This is a genomic window from Thioalkalivibrio sp. ALE19 (assembly GCF_000428605.1).
In the GTDB taxonomy this organism is placed as follows: Bacteria; Pseudomonadota; Gammaproteobacteria; order Ectothiorhodospirales; family Ectothiorhodospiraceae; genus Thioalkalivibrio.
This window is the reverse complement of record NZ_AUAG01000001.1, coordinates 80706-105187: the sequence shown is the minus strand read 5'-3', so window position 1 is coordinate 105187 and position 24482 is coordinate 80706. Positions and strand designations below refer to the sequence as shown.

The 24482-nt window shown below is 68.8% G+C and carries 25 protein-coding genes, 1 tRNA gene and 1 other RNA gene; 16 read left to right on the top strand and 11 right to left on the bottom strand.

Features of this window, described 5'->3' with window-relative positions:
- The first annotated feature begins 8 nt into the window (after positions 1–8).
- From F787_RS0100550 to F787_RS0100540, 3 genes are read left to right on the top strand one after another with little or no spacing between them, the layout of a single operon-like run.
- Positions 9–584 (top strand): SIS domain-containing protein, encoded by a 576-nt coding sequence (locus F787_RS0100550; protein WP_028490988.1) that lies wholly within the window; start codon positions 9–11, stop codon positions 582–584.
- On the top strand, positions 581–1153 hold the full coding sequence (gene gmhB, locus F787_RS0100545) for a D-glycero-beta-D-manno-heptose 1,7-bisphosphate 7-phosphatase (RefSeq protein ID WP_028490987.1): 573 nt from the start codon (positions 581–583) through the stop codon (positions 1151–1153). Before F787_RS0100550 ends, gmhB begins: the two co-directional genes overlap by 4 nt.
- Positions 1153–2433, top strand: a complete 1281-nt coding sequence (locus F787_RS0100540; protein WP_028490986.1) for a 3-deoxy-D-manno-octulosonic acid transferase — start codon at positions 1153–1155, stop codon at positions 2431–2433. The genes gmhB and F787_RS0100540 overlap by 1 nt, the downstream gene beginning before the upstream one ends.
- A gap of 246 nt (positions 2434–2679) precedes the next feature.
- Here the strand turns inward: F787_RS0100540 and msbA are convergent, their stop codons facing one another.
- Positions 2680–4473, bottom strand: a complete 1794-nt coding sequence (msbA, locus tag F787_RS0100535) for a lipid A export permease/ATP-binding protein MsbA (RefSeq protein WP_028490985.1) — start codon at positions 4471–4473, stop codon at positions 2680–2682.
- A 105-nt stretch (positions 4474–4578) separates the two neighbouring features.
- Positions 4579–5076 carry a SprT-like domain-containing protein gene (locus tag F787_RS0100530; protein WP_018869792.1) on the bottom strand — a complete coding sequence of 166 codons (498 nt, stop codon included), beginning with the start codon at positions 5074–5076 and terminating at the stop codon, positions 4579–4581.
- A 140-nt stretch (positions 5077–5216) separates the two neighbouring features.
- On the opposite strand from F787_RS0100530, the gene F787_RS0100525 reads away from it, so the two are divergent.
- The gene (locus F787_RS0100525; RefSeq protein WP_018869793.1) at positions 5217–5663 is read left to right on the top strand and encodes a hypothetical protein; all 447 of its coding nucleotides are present in this window, start codon (positions 5217–5219) and stop codon (positions 5661–5663) included.
- A 62-nt stretch (positions 5664–5725) separates the two neighbouring features.
- Here F787_RS0100525 and rnd read toward each other — a convergent pair whose 3' ends face one another.
- The 5 genes from rnd to F787_RS0100500 form a co-directional block, all read right to left on the bottom strand.
- Complete coding sequence (rnd, locus tag F787_RS0100520; RefSeq protein ID WP_018869794.1) at positions 5726–6886, bottom strand: ribonuclease D; 1161 nt, start codon at positions 6884–6886, stop codon at positions 5726–5728.
- A complete protein-coding gene (locus F787_RS0100515) occupies positions 6879–7184 on the bottom strand; it encodes a DUF1244 domain-containing protein (protein ID WP_018869795.1) in 306 nt (101 codons plus the stop codon). Before F787_RS0100515 ends, rnd begins: the two co-directional genes overlap by 8 nt.
- An 81-nt stretch (positions 7185–7265) precedes the next feature.
- Positions 7266–7757, bottom strand: a complete 492-nt coding sequence (gene mreD / locus F787_RS0100510; RefSeq protein WP_018869796.1) for a rod shape-determining protein MreD — start codon at positions 7755–7757, stop codon at positions 7266–7268.
- Positions 7754–8617: a rod shape-determining protein MreC gene (gene mreC / locus F787_RS0100505; RefSeq protein ID WP_255325656.1), complete on the bottom strand. Its 864-nt coding sequence runs from the start codon at positions 8615–8617 to the stop codon at positions 7754–7756. The genes mreD and mreC overlap by 4 nt, the downstream gene beginning before the upstream one ends.
- Positions 8618–8698: 81 nt before the next feature.
- Positions 8699–9745 carry a rod shape-determining protein gene (locus tag F787_RS0100500; RefSeq protein ID WP_018869798.1) on the bottom strand — a complete coding sequence of 349 codons (1047 nt, stop codon included), beginning with the start codon at positions 9743–9745 and terminating at the stop codon, positions 8699–8701.
- A gap of 153 nt (positions 9746–9898) precedes the next feature.
- Here F787_RS0100500 and gatC point away from each other — a divergent pair, with 153 nt between their 5' ends.
- The 4 genes from gatC to hslO all read left to right on the top strand — a co-directional run bounded on the left by gatC (position 9899) and on the right by hslO (position 14090).
- Complete coding sequence (gatC, locus tag F787_RS0100495; RefSeq protein ID WP_028490983.1) at positions 9899–10186, top strand: Asp-tRNA(Asn)/Glu-tRNA(Gln) amidotransferase subunit GatC; 288 nt, start codon at positions 9899–9901, stop codon at positions 10184–10186.
- Positions 10187–10264: 78 nt separating this feature from the next.
- Positions 10265–11719: an Asp-tRNA(Asn)/Glu-tRNA(Gln) amidotransferase subunit GatA gene (gene gatA, locus F787_RS0100490; RefSeq protein WP_028490982.1), complete on the top strand. Its 1455-nt coding sequence runs from the start codon at positions 10265–10267 to the stop codon at positions 11717–11719.
- Positions 11720–11730: 11 nt separating this feature from the next.
- On the top strand, positions 11731–13167 hold the full coding sequence (gene gatB, locus F787_RS0100485; RefSeq protein WP_018869801.1) for an Asp-tRNA(Asn)/Glu-tRNA(Gln) amidotransferase subunit GatB: 1437 nt from the start codon (positions 11731–11733) through the stop codon (positions 13165–13167).
- Entirely contained in the window at positions 13164–14090 is a 927-nt protein-coding gene (gene hslO / locus F787_RS0100480; protein ID WP_051245963.1) for an Hsp33 family molecular chaperone HslO, read from the top strand. The genes gatB and hslO overlap by 4 nt, the downstream gene beginning before the upstream one ends.
- Before the next feature lie 167 nt (positions 14091–14257).
- On the opposite strand, the gene F787_RS0100475 is transcribed toward hslO, so the two are convergent.
- The gene (locus tag F787_RS0100475; protein ID WP_028490980.1) at positions 14258–15004 is read right to left on the bottom strand and encodes a molybdopterin-synthase adenylyltransferase MoeB; all 747 of its coding nucleotides are present in this window, start codon (positions 15002–15004) and stop codon (positions 14258–14260) included.
- Positions 15005–15161: 157 nt separating this feature from the next.
- Here F787_RS0100475 and F787_RS0100470 point away from each other — a divergent pair, with 157 nt between their 5' ends.
- A complete protein-coding gene (locus F787_RS0100470; RefSeq protein ID WP_042805518.1) occupies positions 15162–15608 on the top strand; it encodes a hypothetical protein in 447 nt (148 codons plus the stop codon).
- Positions 15609–15692: 84 nt separating this feature from the next.
- On the opposite strand, the gene prmC is transcribed toward F787_RS0100470, so the two are convergent.
- From prmC to hemA, 3 genes are read right to left on the bottom strand one after another with little or no spacing between them, the layout of a single operon-like run.
- Positions 15693–16559, bottom strand: coding sequence for a peptide chain release factor N(5)-glutamine methyltransferase (prmC, locus tag F787_RS0100465; RefSeq protein ID WP_028490978.1), 867 nt, complete (start codon positions 16557–16559; stop codon positions 15693–15695).
- Positions 16559–17644, bottom strand: coding sequence for a peptide chain release factor 1 (gene prfA / locus F787_RS0100460; RefSeq protein ID WP_028490977.1), 1086 nt, complete (start codon positions 17642–17644; stop codon positions 16559–16561). The genes prmC and prfA overlap by 1 nt, the downstream gene beginning before the upstream one ends.
- A complete protein-coding gene (hemA, locus tag F787_RS0100455; protein ID WP_028490976.1) occupies positions 17641–18966 on the bottom strand; it encodes a glutamyl-tRNA reductase in 1326 nt (441 codons plus the stop codon). The genes prfA and hemA overlap by 4 nt, the downstream gene beginning before the upstream one ends.
- A 157-nt stretch (positions 18967–19123) precedes the next feature.
- Between hemA and F787_RS0100450 the strand changes: the two genes are divergently transcribed.
- From F787_RS0100450 to F787_RS0100425, 7 genes are all read left to right on the top strand, one after another.
- Positions 19124–20845, top strand: coding sequence for a tetratricopeptide repeat protein (locus tag F787_RS0100450; protein ID WP_028490975.1), 1722 nt, complete (start codon positions 19124–19126; stop codon positions 20843–20845).
- Between the two features lie 5 nt (positions 20846–20850).
- Positions 20851–21474: a lipoprotein insertase outer membrane protein LolB gene (lolB, locus tag F787_RS0100445; protein WP_028490974.1), complete on the top strand. Its 624-nt coding sequence runs from the start codon at positions 20851–20853 to the stop codon at positions 21472–21474.
- Positions 21474–22349 carry a 4-(cytidine 5'-diphospho)-2-C-methyl-D-erythritol kinase gene (ispE, locus tag F787_RS16080; RefSeq protein WP_028490973.1) on the top strand — a complete coding sequence of 292 codons (876 nt, stop codon included), beginning with the start codon at positions 21474–21476 and terminating at the stop codon, positions 22347–22349. The genes lolB and ispE overlap by 1 nt, the downstream gene beginning before the upstream one ends.
- Positions 22340–22414: transfer RNA gene (locus F787_RS0100435), tRNA-Gln, on the top strand. Before ispE ends, F787_RS0100435 begins: the two co-directional genes overlap by 10 nt.
- A 30-nt stretch (positions 22415–22444) precedes the next feature.
- Positions 22445–22574, top strand: a non-coding RNA gene (locus tag F787_RS16270) — RtT sRNA.
- A 121-nt stretch (positions 22575–22695) separates the two neighbouring features.
- Entirely contained in the window at positions 22696–23652 is a 957-nt protein-coding gene (locus F787_RS0100430; RefSeq protein WP_018869810.1) for a ribose-phosphate diphosphokinase, read from the top strand.
- Between the two features lie 129 nt (positions 23653–23781).
- Positions 23782–24480 carry a 50S ribosomal protein L25/general stress protein Ctc gene (locus F787_RS0100425; protein WP_018869811.1) on the top strand — a complete coding sequence of 233 codons (699 nt, stop codon included), beginning with the start codon at positions 23782–23784 and terminating at the stop codon, positions 24478–24480.
- Positions 24481–24482 lie beyond the last annotated feature (2 nt).

Genomic DNA, 24482 nt, shown 5'->3' with positions numbered 1-24482 from the left:
CAGCAGAGTTGCAGGCCGCCAGCCGGCTTTTCGGACAACTGGCCGAGGATGCGGAATTCCTCGGGGAGGTGGAGGCCGTCGCGCGGCGCTGGCTGGCCAGCCTGGATGCCGGCGGCCAGATCCTGCTTGCGGGTAACGGCGGCAGTGCGGCGGATGCCCAGCACATCGCGGCCGAGATCGTGTGCCGTTACCGCGTGGTGCGGCCGGGCGCGGCAGCGGTTGCGCTGACCACCGACACCTCGGTGCTGACGGCCATCGCCAACGACTTCGGTTACGAGCAAGTATTCGCGCGGCAGGTCGAGGCGCTGGGGCGCCCCGGCGACGTACTGGTCGGCTTCACCACCTCGGGCGAGTCCCCCAATGTGCTGCGCGCGCTGGAAACCGCCGGGCGCCAGGGCCTGACCACGGTCGCGCTGACCGGTGCGCGGGGGCTGCCCGCCGGTCCCACGGTGGACCACCTGCTGGCGGTGCCGGACGCCGCGACCGCACGGGTGCAGGAGGTGCACGGGCTGATCGGGCATCTGTTGTGCGCCGTGGTGGAAGATGCCCTGATCGCCCGCGCGCAGGGCGACGCGGCGCCGTGAGCCGGCCGGCGCTGTTCCTCGACCGTGATGGCGTGATCAACGTGGATCACGCCTATGTGTACCGGCCCGAGGACTTCGATTTCATGCCCGGGATCTTCGAGCTGGTGGCCCGGGCCGGTGCCGCCGGCTACCCCGTGGTGGTGGTCACCAACCAGTCCGGCATCGGTCGCGGGTACTACGGCGAGGACGACTTCGAGCGGCTGACGCAGTGGATGCGGGCCCGTTTTGCCGAGCGCGGCGGACGTCTGGATGCGGTCTATCACTGCCCGCACCATCCGCGCGATGCGCTGGAGCCCTGGCGGCGCGACTGCCCGGACCGCAAGCCGGCCCCGGGCATGCTGTTGCGGGCGCGGGACGCGCTGGACGTGGATCTGGCGCATTCGGTGCTGGTGGGGGATCGTCCCTCCGACCTGGAGGCCGCGCGCCGTGCCGGGGTGGGAACGCGGCTGCTGTTCGCCCCGGAGACCCCGGATGCGGATCAGGCCGCCGCGCTGCAGGCGGATCCGCAGGCACGCCGGATCCGTTCCCTGCAGGAGGCGGCGGCGCTGCTGGAGACGGAACGCTCCTGATGCGGCGCGCCGGTTACGCGGTCCTGTCACGCCTGCTGGCGCCGGTCATGGGCGCGGTCCTGTGGCGGCGTGCCGTGCGCAACCACGTACCCGCGGCGCGCCGCCTGGAATGGTTGGGCCGGGGTGCCGCGCCGCCGTCGGGGGCATGGTGGGTGCATGCCGCCTCGGTGGGCGAGGTGGAGGCCGCCCTGCCGCTGGTGCGGGGGCTGCGCGAGCGCTTCCCCGAAGTGCCCGTGCTGGTGACTACCACCACGCCCGAGGGCGCGGCGCGGATCACGGCGGCGGGCGTCGATGACGTCCACCACCGTTTTCTGCCGCTGGATCTCCCCCGGGCCGTGCGGCGCTTCGTGGCTGCGGCCCGACCGCGTGCCGGGGTGATCGTGGAGACCGAGCTGTGGCCGCATCTGTTCGCGGCCTGCGAGCGCGCCGGGGTGCCCCTGGTGCTGGCCAGCGGCCGGCTCTCGGATCGTGCGTTCCGGCGTTATCAGGGCCGGCAGCCGCTGATCGGGGAGGTGCTGGGCGTGCCGCGGCGGATCCTCGCGCAGGATGCCGCTGCGGCGGAGCGCTTTCGCATCCTCGGCGCGCCGCCGTCGCGGGTCGAGGTGGGCGGCAACCTGAAGTTCGATCGCGATCCGCCTGCGGGCGCCGAGGGGGGCGCGGCACTGCGCGCCGCCCTGTGGTCCGCGGAGGTGCCGGTGTGGGCGGCGGTCAGTACCCGCGAGGGCGAGGACGAGGCCGTGCTGGCGGCCCATGCCGCCTTGCGCCGGCGCCATCCGGACGCGCGGCTGATCTGGGTGCCGCGTCACCCGCAGCGTTTCGATGCCGTGGCGCGGGCGGCCGCGGACGCGGGCCTGTCGGTGGCGCGACGTTCGCTGCAGGCGGACGCGCCCGGTCGAGCGGACCGCGAGGCCGACGTGCTGCTGGGGGATACCCTCGGTGAGATGGGGCTCTTTCTCGCCGCGGCCGACGTGGCCTTCGTCGGTGGCAGTCTGGTTCCGCTGGGCGGACAGAATCTGCTGGAGCCGGCGGCCCTGGGGCGACCGGTGCTCACCGGTCCGGACGTGTCGAATTTCGCCGCCGTCGCTCGCGCCCTGGATGCCGTGGATGCCCGCATCGAGGTCGCCAATGGCGACGCGCTGGGCGCGGCTCTGGCCGAACTGTTCGACGACCCGGAACGAGGGCGGCGCATGGCCGTAGCCGGCCAGGATGTGGTGGCCTCCGGGCGCGGTGCCGTGGCGCGGGTCCTGGATGTGCTGGAAGAGACGGCGGCGACCGGTTGATTGCGGGCCGGGGCCGCGCGGCTCCCTGGCACAGAATCGGCCGATCGGTTATGGCTGGATCGAGAGCGTCTGCCGGCCATGTTCGCGTGCGAGCACGCTCCCACGGGCGGGGTGATGCGAACAGAAAGGTGGAAGCGTGCTCGCACGCGAACCGACAGGGCCCGGGTCACTCCCCGGAACCGCCGGATGACTCACTCTCCGGGCGCATCCGTTTGAATCGCAGCATCTCCGGTCACCGCCGGAAGATCACTCTTCGGGGCCGGCCTGTTCCTCCTCGCCGAACTGGCCCTTCTGCAGCGCGGCGTAATGCCCGCCGGCCTCCATCAGCTCGTTGTGCGTGCCGGATTCCACCACCCGACCGTCGTCCAGCACCAGGATGCGGTCGGCGTCCTCCACCGTGGACAGGCGATGCGCGATCACCAGGGTCGTGCGCCCGCGCATCAGCTGTTCCAGGGCGTCCTGGATCTTCTGCTCGGACTCCGAGTCCAGCGCCGAGGTGGCCTCGTCGAGGATCAGGATGGGTGCGTCCTTGAGCAGGGCGCGGGCGATTGCCAGCCGTTGCCGCTGCCCGCCGGAGAGCATCACGCCGTTCTCGCCCACTACGGTGTCGAAGCCGTCGGGCAGGTCGTCGATGAACTCCAGGGCGTTGGCCGCGCGCGCAGCCTCGTGCAGCTCGTCGGCGGAGGGTTCGCGCGCCAGGCCGTAGCCGATGTTGTTGGCCACGGTGTCATTGAACAGCACCACCTGCTGGCTGACCAGCGCCATCTGCCCGCGCAGGTCGCGCAGTGGATATTCCCGCACCGGGTGTCCGTCCAGGCGCACCTCGCCGTGCTCGGGCTCGTAGAAGCGCGGGACCAGGCTTGCCAGGGTGCTCTTGCCGCTGCCGGAACGTCCGACCAGGGCCACGGTCTGCCCGGGCCGGATCTCCAGCGAGATGTCGCGCAGCACCCAGTCCTCGGTCTGGGGATAGCGGAACCAGACATGGTCGACCTCGATATGTCCCTCGGCCCGTTCCAGGCGGCGTTCGCCGTGATCCGGCTCCGGGGCGGTATCCAGTACCTCGAACACGCTCTCGCCCGCGGCCAGCGCCTTCTGGATCTCCGAGTTGACCTTGACCACCCGCTTGAGCGGCGGAAGCAGCAGGAGCATGGCCGCGATGAACGAAATCATGCCCCCGGGGGTGATGGTTTCCATCACCATGTCCATGGTGGCGAGATAAACGATGATCGCGAGCGCGATGACCGCACCGAACTGTGACAGGGGCTGGCTGGCGGCCTCCACCGTCTTGTAACGCATGAACTGGCGGTGGTGGCGGTCATTGATCTTGCGAAAGCGGTCGGATTCATAGTCCTCGGCGCCAAAGATCTTGACTTCCGAATGTCCGCGGATGCTGTCCTCCGCAACCTGGGCATAATCCCCCACCGAACGCTGCATGCGCCGGCTGAACTTGCGAAAACGCTTGTTGGCCCCGCTGATGACCAGGGCCACCGCCGGTGCCAGCCCGAACACGATCAGCATCAGCCAGCCACTGAGCCAGGTCATGTACATCAGCAGGAACAGGATGGTGAAACTGTCCTTCACCAGGATCAGGATCGCCTTGGAGGCCGCGGCACTGATCTGATTGACGTTATAGGTCAGCTTGGCGAGCAGGGTGCCGGAGGAATGGCGGTCAAAGAATCCCGCCGGAAGCCGCAGATACTGATCGAATACCGCCTGCCGGATGTCCTTGACCACTTTGCGCCCGACCCAGGCCACGGTGTACTGCGCGGCAAAGGTGGTGAACGCATAGAAGAAAAAGATCCCGACCAGCCCCAGCGGGACCCAGATGCGGGCACCGGGGTCCTGTTCGATGAACGTGCCATCCACCAGCGGCTGGATGATCCAGGCGAAGGCGGCCTGTCCGGCGGCGGCCAGGATCATCGAGATGATCGCCACGATCCCCATGCGCCAGTAGGGCTTGATGAACTCGAAGATGCGGAGGAACAGGCGCCAGGATTCGCCGGCGCTGGGGTGGGTGGCGTCGAGGGCTTTTCTCTTCATGCGATTGCGGGGTCCTGGTCGGAACGCCGGCTGCGGGATTGGCTGCGAAACCGGGCAGGCATGATAACAGACTGCCGCGGCACGGCTGTGGAGTCCGTGGGCTCGTTATTCGGCCGGGCGCAGCCAGCCCCCGCAATGCCGGCACTGGTAGCGATACCCCTTTTTCTGGATCAGGGCATGTCGTTGCGGACTGAGCGCGTGGTGGGTGCAGTCGCAGATATAAGCATAGGTTCGTTGCCGGCGTGCGGGTGTGAGCGGGGTGGCATGCCGCACCCGCGGTGCCACCCCCAGGTGATGCATGATGGCCTGCCATTCCGCGCCGTGCGGACGGACCCGGCGTCCGCGATAAAGGACATGCACCGCGGCGTGGGCGACTTCGTGTGCAATGGTTTCCGGGAAATGCGTATTCCAGTCGCGTACAAAAGCCTCGGGATTGAAACGGATGGCTGGATGGCCGCGGTGGACCCGGAACTGACCGGCGGCACGGCCGCGCAGATCAAAAAGAACCGCCGGGGTGGAAGACGCCGGGTGGCCGGTGGCCTCGATATAAAAGGAACGCGTGCGTCGGCAAATGCGGTCGCGGGTTTCAGGGTCGAGATTCATGCGATGTTTTGGTTTCGCGCCGGGTTTCGTGGCATATTTGTCAAAAGATGGATCGAACGCAACATTTTGTGCCTGTGGCCCGCTCCGGTATGTAAGTCCTCCGGAGCGGGCAGATAACGCAACGAACAATGGAGAAAAGCATGACCGTGGATGACAAGAAGGCCTCCGAACTTTCGGCCGAGGAACTTTATGCCCTGGCGCGTGAACGCGAGCGCGAGGAAGAAGAGCGCAAGGAAGCCGAGCGCAAGGAAAAACGCGAGGCGCTGAAAGAAAAGCGCCGCGAAATGCTCGCCCGGCACAAGGCCGAACTGCGCGAAATCGACCGCCAGATCGAGGAACTGGGCGGGCGCGTCGGGGGCCGGCGGAAGGCCTCTTCCGCACGCGGCGGGCGTCGCGGCGGCGGTGGTTCCATCAGCCAGAAACTGTGCGACATCGTGGCCTCTCAGCCCGAAATGAGCGTGAAGGACATCAAGGCCGAGGCCGAGAAGGCCGGGCTGGATACCCGCAACATCAGCCAGACGCTGGCCTACCTCAAGCGTCAGGGTCGTCTGACGTCGCCGCGTCGCGGCGTTTACAAGGCCGCCTGAGAAAGGGGCGCGCGGGAGCGGGCGGTCCGCCCCTCCCGTCCCGCGGGAGAAAGCCGACGGCCTCATCCGGCCGTGGATTTCAGTTCGAGTCCGTTTGCGGGGTCGCGTGACAACGCGGTTTCGCCGTTCAGCCAGCGCTGGATCTCGGCACCCGCCACGTGATGGCGCCAGCCGCTGCCGAGGCGGCTGTCTTGCGGGCGTCCGCGCACCAGTTCCACAACATCCTTGCGCTGGGCGATGGCCGCGGGCGTGATCTCCTGCCGGCGGGCGAGTTCGCGCAGCAGGGCCATGGCCATGTCGGCGAGCACCTCGTCGGCCTCGGACAGCGGCTTCTGCTTCGGCAATGCCGGCCATTCCGACTGCGGACGTTCGCGTCCTGCCCGAATCGCCTCCAGCAGGCCCTGTACCCGGTCGTCGTTCATGCCCGAGGGGAAACCGCGCAGCCCGCGCAGTTGTGCGGTCCCTGCGGGTGCCCGGCGGGCGATCTCCAGCAGCAGGTCATCGCTCAGGACCCACTTGCGCGGCCGGTCGCTGCTCTGTGCCGTGCGTTCGCGCCAGGCGGCCACGGTCTGGAGTACGGAGAGTTCGCGCGGTTTCAGACGCTTGTGGCCGGAGACCCGGCGCCAGGCTGCTTCCGGATCGGCGCGGTAGGCCTCGGGATCGGCGAGGGCATCCATCTCCGGCTGCAGCCATTCCAGGCGCCCGCTGCTTTCCAGGTCCGCGTGCATCTGCTGGTACAGGGCCGCGAGATAGCGCACATCGTCGGCAGCATATGCCAGCTGCTCCGAATCCAGCGGACGGCGCGACCAGTCGGTGCGGGTCTGGCTCTTGTCCAGTTCGTGGTCCAGCACCGCGCGGACCAGATTGGCATAGCCGACCTGATCGCCGTGACCGAGCATCGCCGCGGCAATCTGGGTGTCGAAGGCCGGTGCGGGTACGTCGCCGGTCTCGCGCAGCAGGATTTCCATGTCCTGCCAGGCGGAGTGAAACACCTTGGTGACGGAACGGTCGTGCAGCAGCGGGGCCAGCCGTTTTACGTCCAGCGCCAGCGGGTCGATGCTGGCGATGTGCTCCGGGGTGGCCGCCTGGATCAGGCAGAGCTTCGGGTAGTAGGTCTTTTCGCGCAGGAACTCGGTGTCCAGCGCGATCCACGGGGCACCCCGGACGGCCTGCAGGAATGCCTGCAGTGCCTCCGGGGTATCGATCAGGCCATGATCATGCATGGTCGTCGTCGGGGCGGTTCTGTGCGAATGCCTCCAGCTGCTCGTTGCTGGCCGGTTTCTGATACCGCTCCTTCCACTCGGCGTAGGGCATGCCGTAGACGATCTCGCGGGCGGCCTCGTAGTCAATGGACTCGCCGCGTTCCTCGGCGGCCGCGACATACCATTTGGACAGGCAGTTGCGGCAGAAACCGGCGAGGTTCATCAGATCGATGTTCTGCACGTCCTTGCGCTCGTCCAGATGCTGCAGCAGCCGCCGGAAAACCGCGGCCTCGATCTCGGTCTGCTTGTTCGGGTCCATGGGGCCTCCGAAGGGGTCACGACTGAATGGCCGGGAGAGTATGCCGCAGCCGGCCTTCCGGGTGCGATGGCCACGGGTGGATCAGGTCAGGTGCAGCAGCCAGCGCTTGCGCACGTCGCGCAGCAGCACGAAGATCAGCGGCCATATCAGAGCGCTGCTGAGCACGGGCGCCCAGTACCACGGGGTGCCCGGCGGCAGGCCGGCCAGGCCCTGCGGCCACAGGGCGGTGAGCTTGTACAGGGCGATCAGGCCGGTGACCACGATCATCTGCTGCCACAGCGGATAGACCCGCAGGCGTGAATGCAGCTGGATGGTGAGGTAGGCCACCAGGGCCATCGCAACGGCATTCTGGCCCAGCAGCTGGCCCTGCAGGACATCGAGCAGCAGACCGGCGCCGAAAGCCGTGAACACCCCGACCCGCTGGGGGAAGGCCATGGCCCAGTAGATCAGGACCAGCGCTACCCATTCGGGTCGCAGCAGCGCGAGGCCCGCGGGCAGGGGCACGATCGCCAGCGCGAGGGCCGCCAGCAGGCTCAGCGGGATCGGCCAGGGAACGCCCGTGCCGCCACTCATGGCGCCGGCGCGGATTCGGTTGCGCTTTCGGCGGGCAGCGGCGTGGGGATCGCGTTGCGTTCGCGGTCCTGCATCCACAGCAGCAGCACCTCGCGCGAGCGGTCCAGCGCGGCCAGCGGTTCCGCCTCAATGGCGAGAAAGGGCTCGCCCGGCGGGCGTTCCACCGAGGTGACGCGCGCGACCGGGTAATCCGCAGGAAAACGACCGCCCAGCCCCGAGGTCAGCAGCAGGTCACCCTCCTCGATGTCTTCCTGTGGCGGGACGTGGCGCATGTGCAGGCGCTGGGGGTTGCCGGTGCCGACGACGATGCCGCGCAGGCCGGTGCGGGCGCTGACTACCGGCAGGGCATGTCCGGGGTCGGAGATCAGCAGGGCCGTGGCGCTGGAGTATTCGGCGGAGAGGATCTGACCGACAACGCCGTCGGCGTCGATCACCGGCTGGCCGGCATACACCGCATCGCGCTGTCCCTTGTCGAGCACGATCTGCTGGCGGAAGGGATCCAGGTCCACCGCAAGGATCTGCGCGACCTGGACCTCCTCGTCGGCCTGACGGGCGGTGTTGAGCAGGGCGCGCAGGCGGTCGTTCTCCGCCTGCAATGCCTCGAAGCGCAGCTGGCGGGCGCGCAGCTCGCTGTTCTCGCGCCGCAGGATGCGGTTCTCCACCACCAGGTCCTCGCGGCTGGAGAACGATTCCAGCACCCGTGAGCCCGCGCGGATGGGCGCATCCACCGCGACCTGGATCGGGTAGGCCACGGTCGCGAGCACGCTGCGCACCGTCTGCAGTTCGTTCAGACGGTGGTCGAGCACCATCAGCGCGATCCCGGCCAGGACCACGACCAGCAGACGCAGCGTGGGCGAGATGCCCAGTCTGAACAGCGGCTTGCTTATAACCGAACCTCCGGAACGCGGGGCGACTCCCGGGGACGCGCCCGGGACCGGAGTTTACTCCATGGAGAGGAAGTCGACCCGCTTCTCGTCGAGCATTTCCAGAACCCGGCCGCCTCCGCGGGCGACGCAGGTGAGGGGATCATCGGCCACGACCACCGGGATGCCGGTTTCCTCCATCAGCAGACGGTCGATCTGCTGCAGCATCGCCCCGCCGCCGGTCAGCACGATGCCGCGTTCCGCGACATCGGAACCCAGCTCCGGCGGGGTTTGTTCCAGTGCCGTGCGCACCGCGGAGACGATCCCGTACAGCGGATCCTGCAGGGCCTCGAGGATCTCGTTGGAGTTCAGGGTGAACGAGCGCGGCACGCCTTCGGACAGGTTGCGGCCCTTGACCTCGATCTCCAGCAGCTCCTTGCCCGGATAAGCCGAACCCACCGCATGCTTGATGCGTTCGGCCGTGGCCTCGCCGATCAGGACGCCGTAGTTGCGGCGCACGTAGGCCATGATGGCCTCGTCGAAGGTGTCGCCGCCGATGCGCACCGACTCGGAGTAGACGATGCCGTTCATCGACAGCACGGCCACCTCGGAGGTGCCGCCGCCGATGTCCAGCACCATGGAGCCGACCGCCTCGTCCAGCGGGATGCCGGCGCCGATCGCCGCGGCCACCGGTTCCTGCAGCAGGTAGACCTTGCGCGCCCCGGCGCCGAAGGCGGATTCGCGGATCGCGCGGCGCTCCACCTGGGTGGCGCCGCAGGGCACGCAGACCAGCACCCGCGGGCTGGGGCGGAAGATCCGCCGTTCGTGCACCTTCTTGATGAAGTACTGCAGCATCTTCTCGGTGGTGGTGAAGTCGGCGATCACGCCGTCCTTCATCGGCCGGATGGTCACCACGTGCTCCGGTGTGCGCCCGAGCATCTTCTTGGCCTCGATGCCGACGGCCTCGATCGAACGCGGTCCCCCGGGGCCCCGGTCCTGACGAATGGCCACGACGGAGGGTTCGTTGAGCACGATGCCCTGGCCGCGCATGTAGATCAGCGTATTGGCCGTGCCGAGGTCGATGGAGATGTCGTTGGAGAACAGCCCCAGGAGGCGTTTGAGCATGGGGTACGAACCTGCTTGCATGGTCGGCGGGAAAGCCACGGACTCTAGCAACCGCCCCGGGTTTGGGCAAGGTCGGGGTTGTGGTAAGTTTGCGCTCCGTCTCAGCGTATCCCTGAGTGTTTCGTTATCGCCCGCAGCGAGGGTCCGCAAGCCATGTCCGTAGACACCGAACACGTCCAGCGCATCGCCGAGCTTTCGCGTCTGGCGATGGATGACGACCAGGCCCGCGAGTTTGCCGGCGGGCTGAGTGACATCTTCGACTTCGTCGAGCAGCTCGACGGCGCCGACATCGAGGGGGTGGAGCCGATGGCCCATCCGATGGACGCGGCCCAGCGCATGCGCCCGGACGCGGTCACCGAGCCCGACCGGCGCGACGCCTACCAGGCCATTGCCCCGGCGGTGGAAGGGGGGCTCTACCTGGTGCCGCGCGTCATTGAATGACGCGTCATCCGCCGAATCGCCTGCGGCGCGCCCTGTGCGCCGCTTTCAGCCACGCTTGAAGGAAAGAGTCCCGAGTCCATGACCCAGGAAACCCTCTCCGACTGGGTACGCAAGCTGCGCGCCCGAGAGATCAGCTCGCGCGAGCTCACCCGCCTGTACCTGGACCGCATCGAGCGTCTGGATGCGGATCTCAACAGCTTCGTCACCGTGACCGCCGATTCCGCGCTGGAGCAGGCGGACGCCGCCGATGCGCGTCTGGCGAAAGGCGAGGAGGCCCCGCTGCTGGGCGTGCCGGTGGCGCAGAAGGACATCTTCTGCACCCGTGGCGTGCGCACCGCCTGTGGCTCGCGCATGCTGGATCCGTTCGTCTCGCCCTACGACGCCACGGTGGTCGAGCGCATGCACGCCGCCGGCGCGGTGATGCTGGGCAAGACCAACATGGACGAGTTCGCCATGGGCTCGTCCAACGAGACCAGCTTCTACGGCCCGGTGCGCAACCCCTGGGACACCGCGCGGGTACCGGGCGGCTCCTCGGGCGGTTCCGCGGCCGCGGTGGGCGCACGTCTGGCGCCCGGCGCCACCGGCACCGACACCGGCGGTTCCATCCGCCAGCCGGCCGCGTTCTGCGGCATCACCGGGCTCAAGCCGACCTACGGTCGGGTCTCGCGCTACGGCATGATCGCCTTCGCCTCCAGCCTGGATCAGGGCGGGCCGATGGCGGCCTCGGCCGAGGACTGCGGGCACATGCTCAATGCCATGGCCGGGTTCGACGAGCGCGACTCGACCAGCCTCGAACGCCCGGCCGAGGACTTCACCGCGGCGCTGGACGCCGACCTCACCGGGCTGCGCATCGGCCTGCCGCAGGAGTTCTTCGGCGAAGGCCTGGATGACGGCATCCGCGCCGTACTGGACGAGGCGATCCGGGTGCTGCGCGAACGCGGCGCCGAGATCCGCGAGGTCAGCCTGCCCAACAGCCACCTGTCGGTGCCGGCCTACTACGTGGTGGCCCCGGCCGAGGCCTCGTCCAACCTGTCGCGCTTCGATGGCGTGCGCTACGGCTATCGCTGCGAGGATCCGCAGGACCTGCTGGACCTGTACACCCGTTCGCGCGGCGAGGGCTTCGGCGCCGAGGTCAAGCGGCGCATCATGGTGGGCACCCACGTGCTGTCCGCCGGTTACTACGACGCCTACTATCTCAAGGCGCAGAAGGTCCGCCGGGTGATCGCCGACGACTTCCGCCGGGTATTCGCCGACGTCGACCTGCTGCTGGGCCCGACCACGCCGGAACTGCCGTTCGAGCTGGGGGCCAAGAGCGCCGACCCGGTCAAGATGTACCTCTCGGATATCTACACCATCGCCGCCAATCTGGCGGGGCTGCCGGCGATGTCGCTGCCGGCGGGCGAAGTGCAGGGGCTGCCGGTCGGGCTGCAGCTGATCGGCAACTATTTCGACGAGGCGCGCATGATCGGCGTCGCACACCAGTTTCAGCAGGAGACCGACTGGCACGCCCGCGTGCCGTCGGCCTTTGCCTGAGGGGTCGCAGCATGGAATGGGAAACCGTCATCGGGCTGGAGATCCACGCCCAGCTCAATACCGTCTCCAAGATCTTTTCCGGGGCGCCCACCGCCTACGGCGCCGAGCCCAACCGTCAGGCCTGCCCGGTGGACCTGGGCATGCCCGGCGTGCTGCCGGTGCTCAACCGCGGGGTGGTCGAGCGCGCGGTGATGCTGGGCCTGGCGCTGGACGCCGAGGTTGCCGGCCGCTCGGTCTTTGCACGAAAGAACTACTTCTACCCGGACCTGCCCAAGGGCTACCAGATCTCGCAGTTCGAGCTGCCGATCGTTGCCAGCGGGCATCTGGACATCGAGCTGGAGGACGGCTCGACCAAGCGCATCGGCGTGACCCGTGCGCATCTCGAGGAAGACGCCGGCAAGAGCCTGCACGAAGGCTTCGAGGCGATGACCGGCATCGATCTCAACCGCGCCGGCACCCCGCTGGTGGAGATCGTCTCCGAGCCGGACCTGCGTTCGGCGAAGGAGGCGGTCGCCTACATGAAGAAGCTGCACTCGCTGGTGCGCTACCTCGACATCTGTGACGGCAACATGCAGGAGGGCAGCTTCCGCTGCGACGCCAACGTGTCCATCCGTCCGAAGGGCCAGGCGGAATTCGGTACCCGTGCGGAGCTGAAGAACCTCAACTCCTTCCGCTTCGTCGAGCGTGCGATCAACTTCGAGATCGAACGCCAGATCGACGTGATCGAGGGTGGCGGCCGCGTGGTGCAGGAGACCCGCCTGTACGATCCGGACCGCGACGAGACGCGTTCGATGCGCACCAAGGAAGAGGCCAACGACTACCGCTATTTTCCTGATCCGGACCTCCTGCCGGTGGAGGTCGATCAGGGCTTCATCGAAGAGATCCGCGGCCGCCTGCCGGAGCTGCCCGACGCCAAGCGCGAGCGTTTCGTGCGCGAGTACGAACTGCCGGAATACGATGCCGGCGTGCTCACCGCGACCCGCGAGATGGGGGACTTCTACGAGGCGGTGGTGCGGGGCTGCAATGCGCCCAAGCTGGCCGCCAACTGGGTGATGGGCGAGTTCTCCGCCGCGCTCAACCGCTCCGAGGTGGAGCTCGCCGAGGCCCCGGTGGATGCCGGGGCGCTGGCCGGGCTGCTGGCGCGCATCCAGGACGAGACCATCTCCGGCAAGATCGCCAAGGAGGTGTTCGAGGCGATGTGGAACGGCGAGGGCGATGCCGACAGCGTGATCGAGGCCAAGGGGCTCAAGCAGATCACCGACACCGGCGCGATCGACGCCATCATCGACGAGGTGATCGCGAACAATCCCAAGCAGCTCGAGCAGTACAAGGGCGGCAAGGACAAGCTGTTCGGCTTCTTCGTCGGCCAGGTGATGAAGGCCACCCAGGGCAAGGCCAACCCCGCCCAGGTCAACGAGCGGCTGAAGGAACGCCTGGATCAGGCATGAGTGAGGCGGGCATGGGCGCGGCATCCGCGCGCGAAGCCGATACCCTGCACCGCTTCATGCTGGAAAACACCGGGGTGCGCGGCGAATGGGTGCACCTCGACCGGGCATGGCAGGCGGTGCTGGAGCGCCACCCCTACCCGCCGGTGGTGCGCGACCTGCTGGGACAGGCCTGTGCCGCGGTCACCCTGGTCGCCGCCACGCTCAAGTTCAAGGGCTCCCTGATCCTGCAAGTCACGGGTTCCGGGCCGCTGCACATGCTGGTGGCACAGGCCGACGGGCAGGGCCATCTGCGCGGCGTGGCCCGTTATCACGAGACCCCGCCGGAGGACGGCACGCTGGACGCGATCCTGGGCGAGGACGCGCGGGTGATGATGACCCTGGACCCCGGGGACGGCGGCGAGCGCTATCAGGGCGTGGTGGAGCTGCGCGGGCAGACCCTGGCCGACGCCCTGGACGGGTATTTCGAACAGTCCGAGCAGCTCCCCACGCGGGTCTGGCTGGCCGCCGACGGCCAGCGCGCCGCGGGCATGCTGCTGCAGGGGCTGCCGGATGACAGCGGGCAGCCGCTGTCGCGCGACAGCGAGGACTGGAACCGCGCGACCACCCTGGCCGAAACCACCACGGCGGCCGAACTGCTGCAACTGGACGCCGGCTCGCTGCTGGGCCGGCTGTTCGCCGAGGAACGCGTGCGCCTGTTCGACGGCTCCCCGGTGGAATTCCACTGCCACTGTTCGCGCGAGCGCGTGGCCACCACCCTGCAGAGCCTCGGGGTGGACGAGATCCGCTCGATCCTGGCCGAGCAGGGCCGCATCGAGGTCACCTGCGAGTTCTGCAACGCGCAGTACGTCTTCGATGCGGTGGATGCCGAGGCCCTGTGCCGCCCCGACAGCGCGCGGCCGCCGGGACCCGATACCTCGCAATAGGGCCGCATCGGCCGGTCGGTCGACGCCCTGCGAACAGGGGGGCGCCCCGTGCCCCGCAGGAGGCCAGCCCCCTGGCCGATCGGCAAACCCCCTGTGGGAGGCCGGCCCCTCCGGCCGATCGGGCGTCCGGGCTGTCTCCGGCGCCGAATTGGCCAGGGGCTGGCCTCCTACGGGGGATCTCCGCAGACCGGGCAGGCCGGGTCGCGCTGCAGGCCGATCTCGCGGAACTGCATGTGCAGGCCGTCGATCAGCAGCAGGCGCCCCGCCAGGGTCGGCAGGCCGGCCAGCAGCTTGAGGGCCTCGGTCGCCTGCAGGCTCCCGACCACCCCCGGCAGGCTCGCCAGCACCCCGCTGGTCGCGCAGGTGTCCTCGTCCGCGCCTTCGTCGCCGTACAGACAGTGGTAGCAGGCCGCCTGCGGGTCGCGGAAATCGAAGGTGGTGAGCTGGCCCTCGAAGCGGATCACCGCGCCGGAGACCAGCGGCGTGCCGGTGGCGACCGCCGCGCGGTTGATCGCGCCACGCGCGGCAAAATGGTCGGTGCCGTCCAGCACCACGTCGGCGCCGGCGAAGAGCGCGCGCATCGCGTCGGCGTTCAGTCGTTCGGCCCGGGTCTCCACCCGGCAGGCGCTGTTCAACGCCGCGAGGCGCCGCGCACCGGAGGCGACCTTGTCCGCGCCCACGTCGGCCTCGCCGTGCAGGATCTGGCGCTGCAGGTTGCTGGTCTCGACGTGATCCGGGTCCACCAGGGTCAGCCGGCCGACCCCGGCCGCCGCCAGGTAGGCCGCTACCGGCGAACCCAGTCCGCCCACGCCCATCACCACCGCATGCGCCCGGCGCAGGCTTTCCTGGCCCTCGACCCCGATACCGGGCAGCATGATCTGGCGTGCGTAGCGCAGGAGCTCGTCGTCATTCATGGGTAGATTGTAACTCCGTCACATGGCCGCGCGGACCGCGTGCCGGAACTGCGGCGGACTTCACGCAACGCGGCAGGCGGTTCAAGGGGGGTTCAGTCGGGAGAGCTAGTCTGGTTCCCGGCAATCCGGCCAGAAGAGAAAGGGAAGGAGGCGTCCCATGAACCCCGAACAGAAATCCATCCTGCAGCGTCTGACCGCCGTGGTCGTGCCCGCCGCACTGCTCGCCTTTGTGGTCGCGGCACCGGCCCAGGCCGCGACGCCGGTCAAGGGGGCATCCGGCGGGGCCACGCTGCAGTTCTCGGTCGAGGGCCTGCAGGAGGTCCGCCATGATCGGCGCTCGGGCAAACGCGGTTACAAGCACAAGCGCGGGCATCCCGGGAGTCGTGGCTACAAGCACAAGCGCGGGCATCCGGGCGCGCGCGGCCACAAGCATTCCCGGCGCGGTCATTCGCGCGGGCGTGGGCCGGGCCACCGCGGCGCGGAACGGCACTACCACCATCACTACTACGGTCGTTCGCACCGTTCGGGGCCGCGGGATCGTGGTGACCGGCGTTCCTCCGGCAGCATCCACCTCAAGCTGCCACTGCCGCTGCCGCGTCCGTGATGTGCAGCCGGGCCGCTCGCCGGTCCGGAGCATGGCACGCAGGGCCCCCGGTGCATGCGCCGGGGGCTTCGGCATGTCTGTCAGTCAGCGCCGGGCCCGCAGGCGCGCCCCGGTCACGCGGGGATGACCGGCGGTGTCCGGCCAGGTCGTGATGTCCGTCCACGGCCCGGTCTCCAGTCGTGCCCGTACCGCCGCGTCCTGGTCGAATCCGTGTTCCAGCAGCAGCCAGCCGTCGTCCGTCAGGTGATCGGGTGCGGTGGCGATCAGTTCATGCAGGTCCGCCAGTCCCGTTTGCGCCGCGACCAGCGCATCCCGTGGCTCGAAGCGCAGGTCGCCGCGTTGCAGATGCGGGTCGTCCGCGGCGATGTACGGCGGATTGGAGACGATCAGGTCGAAGCGCGCGGAGGCCGCCAGCGGTTGCAGCCAGGCCCCGGCGAAGAAGCGGACGTCCAGATCCAGTTCGCGGGCGTTGGCGCGGGCGCGGGTCAGGGCGTCGAGGCTGGTGTCGCTGGCGAAGCCGTCGATCGCCGGCCGTTCGGCCTTGAGCGCAAGGATGATGGCCCCGGAGCCGGTGCCCGCGTCCAGCACCCGGGGGTGTTCTTCCGGCGCCGCGTCGATGACCCCCAGCGCGGCCTCGACCAGCACCTCGGTCTCGGGGCGCGGGATCAGGCAGGCCGGGGAGACCCCCAGATCCAGGGTCCAGAAGCCGCGCCGGCCGAGGATGTGGGCGATCGGTTCGCCCTGCAGGCGGCGTCGGCACAACGCCTCGGCCGCGGCTGCCTGCGTGGGGCCGGGGGCATCGCCGCCGCGCGCGATGAGTTGCGCGGTGCTCAGGCCGGTGGCCGTGCCGAGCAGCAGGCGTGCCTCCAGCCCGGGGGCCTCCACGCCGGCCTCCTGCAGCCGGTTGCGCAGGCTGGCCAGCAGGGCGTCCAGCGTGGCCGGGTGGTCCATCAGGCGTCGGCGAGGGAGGCGAGCTGTTCCGCCTGGTACTCGTGGATCAGCGGGTCGATCACCGGGTCGAGGTCGCCGGCCATCACCTGCTCCAGCTTGTACAGCGTCAGGTTGATGCGGTGGTCGGTGATCCGCCCCTGGGGGAAGTTGTAGGTGCGGATGCGTTCCGAGCGGTCGCCACTGCCCACCAGACCCTTGCGCTCGGCACTCTGGGCCTCGGCCTGCGCGGCGCGTTCGTCCTCGTACAGCCGCGCGGCGAGGAAGTTCATGGCGCGGGCGCGGTTCTTGTGCTGGGAGCGCTCTTCCTGGCATTCGACCACGATGCCGGTGGGCAGGTGGGTCAGGCGCACGGCGGAATCCGTCTTGTTCACGTGCTGGCCGCCGGCACCGGAGGCGCGGAAGGTGTCCACGCGCAGGTCGGCCGGGTTGATCTCCGGCATCTCGACCTCCTCCAGTTCGGGGAGGATCGCGACCGTGGCCGCCGAGGTGTGGATGCGGCCCTGGGATTCGGTCTCGGGTACGCGCTGCACGCGGTGGGCGCCGGATTCGAACTTCAGCCGCGAATAGGCCCCCTGGCCGGCGAGGCGGGCGATCACCTCGCGGTAGCCGCCGTGTTCGCCCTCGCTGGCCGACAGGATCTCCAGCTGCCAGTGGCGCTGTTCCGCGTAGCGGCTGTACATGCGCAGCAGGTCGCCGGCGAACAGCGCCGCCTCGTCACCGCCGGTGCCGGCACGGATCTCGAGGAAGACGTTGGCGTCGTCGTGCGGGTCCTTCGGGATCAGGTGGCGGTGGAGTTCGGCCTCCAGTTCCTCGGTGCGTGCACTGAGGGTCTCGATCTCGCCCTCGGCCATCGTGCGCAGTTCGGGGTCGTCGTCCTCGAGCATCGCGCGCGCTTCCTCCAGCGCGGCGCGGTTTTCGTTCCAGGCCTTCCACGCCTCGGCCACCGGTTCCAGCTGGCTGTATTCCTGCGACAGGCGGCGCAGCTGCTCGGGGTCCTCGGCGGCATCCGGGGTGGCGAGCAGGCCGGCGATCTCGGCATGGCGTTCGGCCAGGCCCTCCAGCTTGGCGCGAAAGGAATCCTTCACGCGTCGTCCCTGGTGTTGTTGGATTCTGCGCCGCGGTCAGGTCCCGGTTCATGTCCGGGGTCGTCCTCGCGTTCGGGCAGCTGAAACAGCTGATGCGCGGCCTCCAGCAGGCGGGCGTCGCCCTCGTGGGCCGCGGTGTTGAGACTCTTGCAGGGGTGGTGCATCAGCTTGTTGGTCAGGGTATGGGCCAGCCAGGGCAGGACCTCGTCGGGCGGACGTCCGGCGCGGATCATCGCCAGGGCGCGCTCCACGGTCTCGTCCTTCACCGTCTCCGCGCGTTCGCGCAGCTGACGGATGCTGTCGATGGAGTCGCGCGCGCGCAGCCAGCGCATGAACTCGCCGGCGCGCTGGTTGATGATCTCCTCGGCCTGTTCCGCGGCGGCCTGACGCGAGGCCATGTTGTCGTCGATTACTTCCTGGAGGTCGTCCACCGTGTACAGGTAGATGTCCTCCAGCTGGCCGACTTCGGGTTCGATGTCCCTCGGGACCGCGATGTCGACCATGAACATCGGCTTGCGGCGGCGCTTGCGCAGCGCACGCTCCACTGCCCCCTTGCCGAGGATCGGTACCGGCGCGGCGGTGGAGGAGATCACGATGTCGGCCTCCGGCAGGCGTTCGCCCAGATGGTCCAGGCCGATGGGCTCGCCGTCGAAGCGTTCGGCCACGCTGCGCGCGCGTTCCTCGGTCCGGTTGGCCACGATCACCCGGCCGATACCGAGGCCCCGCAGGTGCTGCAGGGCCAGTTCGATGGTCTCGCCGGCGCCCACCACCATCGCGGTCAGTGGCTTGAGGTCGCCGAAGATCTGCCGCCCCAGGGACACCGCGGCGAAGGCCACCGAGACCGCGCTCTGGCCGATCGCGGTCTCGGTGCGCACGTCCTTGGCGGTGGCGAAGGCGTGCTGGAACAGCCGCTCCAGCGACAGTCCGAGGGTGCCGGCGTCGTGCGCGTACTGGTAGGCGGTCTTCATCTGGCCGAGGATCTGCGGCTCGCCCAGCACCATCGAATCCAGACCGCTGGCGACCCGCAGGGTGTGGCGCACCGCCGAGCCGTCGTGGTGCAGGTAGAGATAGGGTCGCAGTTCGGCGCGGTCGATCCCGTGGTAGCCGCCCAGCCAGTCCACCACTCGGTGTTCGCTGTCCTCCCCGCTCTCGCGGAAATAGACCTCGGTGCGGTTGCAGGTGGAGAGGATCGCACTCTCCGGCAGCCGCACGCCGGAGCGCAGCGAATGCAGCGCATCGTCCAGTTCGTGCTGGCTGACCGACAGCCGCTCGCGGATCTCGACCGGCGCCGTCTTGTGATTGATTCCGAGTGCGAAGAGCATAACCTGCGTATTGTGCCGCAAAACGTCCCCTGCGGGTCAGTAGTGTACGCGGTGAAAGGGTTCGGTACAGTGCGCAGGAATCCGGATGCCGGGCCCGAAGGAACCTGGCGCGGCCCGGTGCCGTCTCACTGAAAGCTGACATGCATGGAAAGCCTTTATGACCCGAACCCTGCTGGCCGCGGCCGTTGTCCTCCTTGTCAGCGGCTGTGCGCACCATTCGCTCGGTGCCGGCGAGCCGCTGGAAACCGACGCCCCGGAGATCGTGACCCTGCCCGAGAGCGGATTGCAGGAGGATCCGGAGGCGGCGCTGATGTTCAGCGTGCTTGCCGGCGAGATCGCCGTGCGTTCCGGGCAGACCGCCGACGCGGCGGCCTTCTACGGTGCGGCGGCGGCGCTGAGCCACGACCCGGAGATCGCCGAGCGGGCCACCCGCATTGCCCTGTTCGCGCGGGATCGTGAGCAGGCCCTGCGTTCCGGGGAGCGCTGGCTGGCCCTGTCGCCCGAACACATGGAGGCGGTACAGATCGTTGCGCTGCTGCGCATCGACGCCGGGCAGGTCGAGGCCGCCGCACAGCTGCTGGATGAATTGATGCAGCGGCGCGCGCGGGAAGGTGCCAGTCCCTATTCATCGCTGGCCTCGCTGATGGTGCAGGCCGACAACCGGGACCACGCGCTGGAGACCCTGGACCACCTCGCCACGCGGCGGGCCGGGGATCGCGACACGTGGCGGGTGTATGCCGAACTCGCGCTGCGGTTCGACGCGACCGGGGCGGCCCTGCAGGCCACCGAGCGGGGTCTCGAGCAGCATCCCGACGCCATCAGCCTGTACCTGTTGCGGGCACAGGCCCTGGAGCGAGACGAACGCGGGGACGAGGCCCTGGCCCTGATGCGCGAGGCCGTCGCCGCCCACCCGGACAGTCGCGACGCCCGCATCGGTTACGCCCATGCGCTGACCGACCATGCCGACGACGACCGGGGCCCGGAGGAGATCGCGCGGCTGGCAGAGCTGGCCCCCGACGACCACGAGGCCCGCCTGACGCTGGCCCTGCTGAGCCTCGAGAGCGGCTGGAACGAGGCCGCGCGCGAGCAGCTGGAGGCCCTGGATGCCCGCGGCGTGCGCGAGAACGAGGTGGCCTATTATCTGGGCCGTCTGCACGAACTGGAGGGGGATGCGGACCGGGCCAGGACATTCTTCGAGCGGGTCGGCGAGGGCGAGTTTCGCGCGGATGCGCGGCTGCGCCTGGCGGCCCTGACTCTGCGCGAAAACGGTGCCGGGGCGGCGCGCGCTGCGTTCGACGAACTGCAGACGCACGACGACGCCGACGTGGCGCGCGAGGCCTGGGTCGTGGAGGTCAACACCCTGCGCGAGGAAGAGGCCTACGAACGTGCACTGGAACGCGCCAATGCGGCCCTGGATGCCTTCCCGGAGGAGAGCGACCTGCTGTATCTGCGCGGGCTGATCCACGAGCGCCTGGACCGGGTGGACGCGGCGCTGCAGGACTTTCGCACGATCCTTGACAACGAACCGGACAATGCCACCGCGATGAACGCGCTGGGGTACACCCTGGCCGACCGGACCGACCGCTACGAGGAGGCCTACGAGCTGATCACGCAGGCCCTCGAGCAGCGTCCCGATGACGCAGCCGTGGTCGACAGCTACGGCTGGGTGCTCTACAAGCTCGGGCGGCTGGACGAGGCCGAGGAGCAGTTGCGGCGGGCCTGGAGCATGATGGAGGACGGCGAGATCGCCAGTAATCTGGCCGTCGTGTTGTGGGAGCAGGGCGAGCGCGACGAGGCGCGCGATCTGCTCGAGAAGGCGCTGGAGCGCGAACCCGGACACGAGCGGCTGCAGCGCGTCCGGCGCGAGCTGCTCGAATGACGCGAATGAGAGGGTCGGGTGTGCGCGCGGCACTCGCGCTGCTGATCGTAATACTGCTCGCCGGGTGTGCCGCCCTGCCCGAGGTGGATCGGGGCGACGCCGCGCAAAGGGCCTTCGAGGAGCGCAGCGAGAGGCTCGCCGCCATCGAAACCTGGCGCCTGGTGGCCCGCCTGGGGCTGGATACCGAGCGTGAATACTGGTCCGCACAGCTCAACTGGCGGGTGCAGGAGGGTACGCATATCCTCGATCTGTCCGGTCCGATGGGACGGGGTGGCGGTCGATTGACCCTCGCCGAGGGGCAGCCGGCGCGGCTGGTGACGCGCGACGGCCAGCATCACAGCGCGCGCGATCCGGATGTCCTGGCGCAGCGTCTCACCGGCGATGCGATTCCGGTGTCGGGGATGGTCTACTGGGTACGCGGGCTCCCGGACCCGGCGCATGCCTACGAGCGCGAAGTGGATGCCGAAGGGCGTCCGATCCGCATCCGTCAGGCCGGCTGGGAAATCGAATACGGCGAGTACGAGGAATTCGACGGCGAGTCCCTGCCGGTGCGCATGGAGCTGCAGCGCGATGCGCTCACGCTGCGCGCCGTGATCCGCCAGTGGCAGATGGGAGACGGATCCGCCTGATGGACAAGCTCTTTGCGCAGATCTTCCCCGCGCCCGCGAAGATCAACCGCTTCCTGCACATCACCGGTCGGCGCGCGGACGGCTACCACGAGCTGCAGACCGTGTTCCAGTTCATCGATCTGGAGGACCGGCTGCGCTTCGAGCCGCGCCCCGGCGGGGAGGTGGCGATGGCCTCCGCGGATGCGGTGGACGGGTCGGAAAACCTGTGCGTGCGCGCTGCCCGCCTGGTGTTCGAGGCCGCCGGCCGGCACGAGGGGGTGACGATCCACCTCGACAAGCGCCTTCCGGTCGGTGGCGGGGTGGGCGGAGGCAGCTCCGACGCCGCCACTACCCTGGTTGCGCTGAATTATCTGTTCGAGCTGGGCCTGGACGAATCGACCCTGGCCGATCTCGGCCTGCGTCTCGGCGCGGACGTGCCGGTCTTCGTGCGCGGCCGCGCCGCATGGGCCGAAGGCGTGGGCGAAACCCTGGTTCCGGTGCGGCCCGACTGCCCCTGGGCGCTGCTGATCGACCCCGGTGTCCCGGTCGCCACCGGAACCATGTTCGGATCAGGAGAATTGACACGCGACTGTCCCACCGAGAGAATTTCGCACGCGGTCGACGGCGCGGCATTTGGGAACGTCTTCGAACCGGTGGTTCGGACGCGCTATCCGGATATCGCCCGGGCGCTGGACTGGCTGGGCTCGCAGACCGACCGGGCCCGCCTGAGCGGAACCGGCGGTTGCGTGTTCGGGCTGTTTCGCGAGCGCGCCGACGCCGAAAGGGCACGCGAGGAGCAGCCGCTGCCCTGGAGCAGCCGGGTCACCCGGCTGCGCAACGAGTCGCCCCTGCGGGCGTGGTTGCCCGAGTCGGGCCGCCATTCTACTGGGCCGTAGCCAAGCGGTAAGGCAACGGGTTTTGATCCCGTCATGCGCAGGTTCGAATCCTGCCGGCCCAGCCATACAATCGCCCCGCGCCGAAGGCGAGGGGCACCTGACAACCGGGCGGCAGGATGAGAACCGTGAAAGGTTCGACTCGAGCGGCGCAGCCGCGAGAGAACGCCGCCGAAGGCGGCGGCCCGGAGGGCGGCGCGCAGCGCCGTAATCCTGCCGGCCCAGCCATACAATCGCCCCGCGCCGAAGGCGAGGGGCCATATTCCCGAACCCCGGCCCCGGCCGGGGTTCCTTACTGGAGACCGCGCCATCCGGGCGCGGTTCCGCACCACCCAGACCGGGACAAGTCGTGGTCGACAAGAGTCGCATGATGATCTTCGCGGGGAACGCCAACCCGCGACTGGCACAGGGCGTTGCCGAGCATCTCGGCCTGCCGATGGGCAAGGTAACCGTCGGCCGGTTCAGTGACGGCGAGGTCCAGGTCGAGATCCTGGAAAACGTTCGCGGACGCGACGTCTTCCTGATCCAGCCCACCGGGCAGCCCACCAACGAGAACCTGATGGAGCTCGTGATCATGGTGGATGCCCTGCGCCGCGCCTCGGCCGGGCGTATCACCACGGTGATTCCGTATTTCGGTTATGCCCGCCAGGATCGCCGCGTGCGCTCGGCAAGGGTGCCGATCTCGGCCAAGGTCGTGGCCAACATGATCGAGGCGGTGGGCGCCGATCGCGTGCTGACGATCGACGTTCATGCCGATCAGGTTCAGGGGTTTTTCAACGTTCCGGTGGACAACATCTATGCCTCGCCGGTGCTGCTGGGCGATGTCTGGCGGCACGTCTCCGGCGACCTGACGGTGGTCTCGCCGGACGTCGGCGGGGTGGTGCGCGCCCGCGCCATCGCCAAGCGGCTGGACGATGCCGACCTGGCCATCATCGACAAGCGCCGTCCGCGCGCCAACGAATCCGAAGTGATGCACATCATCGGGGACGTGCGCGGCAAGTCCTGCATCATCATCGACGACCTGGTGGATACGGCCGGCACCCTGTGTCAGGCGGCGAAGGCGCTGAAGCAGCATGGCGCCTCCTCGGTCAGCGCCTATGCCACTCACCCCGTGCTTTCCGGCGCGGCGATTGATAACATAAACGGTTCGGCGCTGGACGAGCTGGTGGTGACCGACACCCTGGCCCTCCAGCCCAACGCGCAGGCCTGTCCGAAGATCCGGCAGCTTTCGGTCGCGGAGATGCTCGCGGAGACCATCCGCCGCATCAACCGCGAGGAGTCCGTGAGCTCGCTGTTCGTGGACTGAGCCCGGGCCGGCGGAACCCGGCCTGCGTCGCCGGCGGTCGCCGGCTGCCCCGAATCCGGGAGGATGGGCCTCCCGCTTTACGCCTCACCTGGTCGCGGGTGGGGCGCGTTCATTCTGGAGAACGTCATCATGAGCATGAGTTTTACCCTTGAAGCCGAAAAGCGTGACGAACAGGGTTCGAGTGCGAGCCGCCGCCTGCGTCGCGCCGGCAAGCTGCCTGCCATTCTGTATGGCGGCGAAGATCCCGCAGTGCCGATCACGCTGGATCACAACGCGATGGTCCACAACCTGAAGGAAGATGCGTTCTACTCGCACATCCTGACGGTCAAGCTGGACGGCCAGTCGCAGAAGGCGATCCTGCGCGATGTGCAGCGCCATCCGTTCAAGCCCACCATCTATCACGTGGATCTGCTGCGCGTGAGCGCCAACCAGCCGATCCGCGTGAACGTGCCCATCCATTTCCTCAATGAGGAGACCTGCAAGGGCGTGAAGCCCGGCGGCGGCATGATCAACCGTCAGGTCAACGAGATCGAGGTCGAGTGCCTGCCGGACGACCTGCCGGAATCGATCGACATCGACATGACCGACGTCGACGTGGGCGAGACGCTGCACCTGTCCGACCTGAAGGGCAATCTGCCCAAGGGTGTCGAGATGGTCGCGCTGATGCAGGGCGACGAATACGACTACGCGGTCGTGACCGTGCAGCTGCCGCGTTCCGCCAAGGGTGGCGGCGGTGGTGGTGCGGCCGCCGCCGAGGGCGCCGAAGGCGAGGAAGGTGGTGACGAGGCCGCGGGCGAGGAAGCCGGCGGCGAGGAAGACAACGGCTGAAC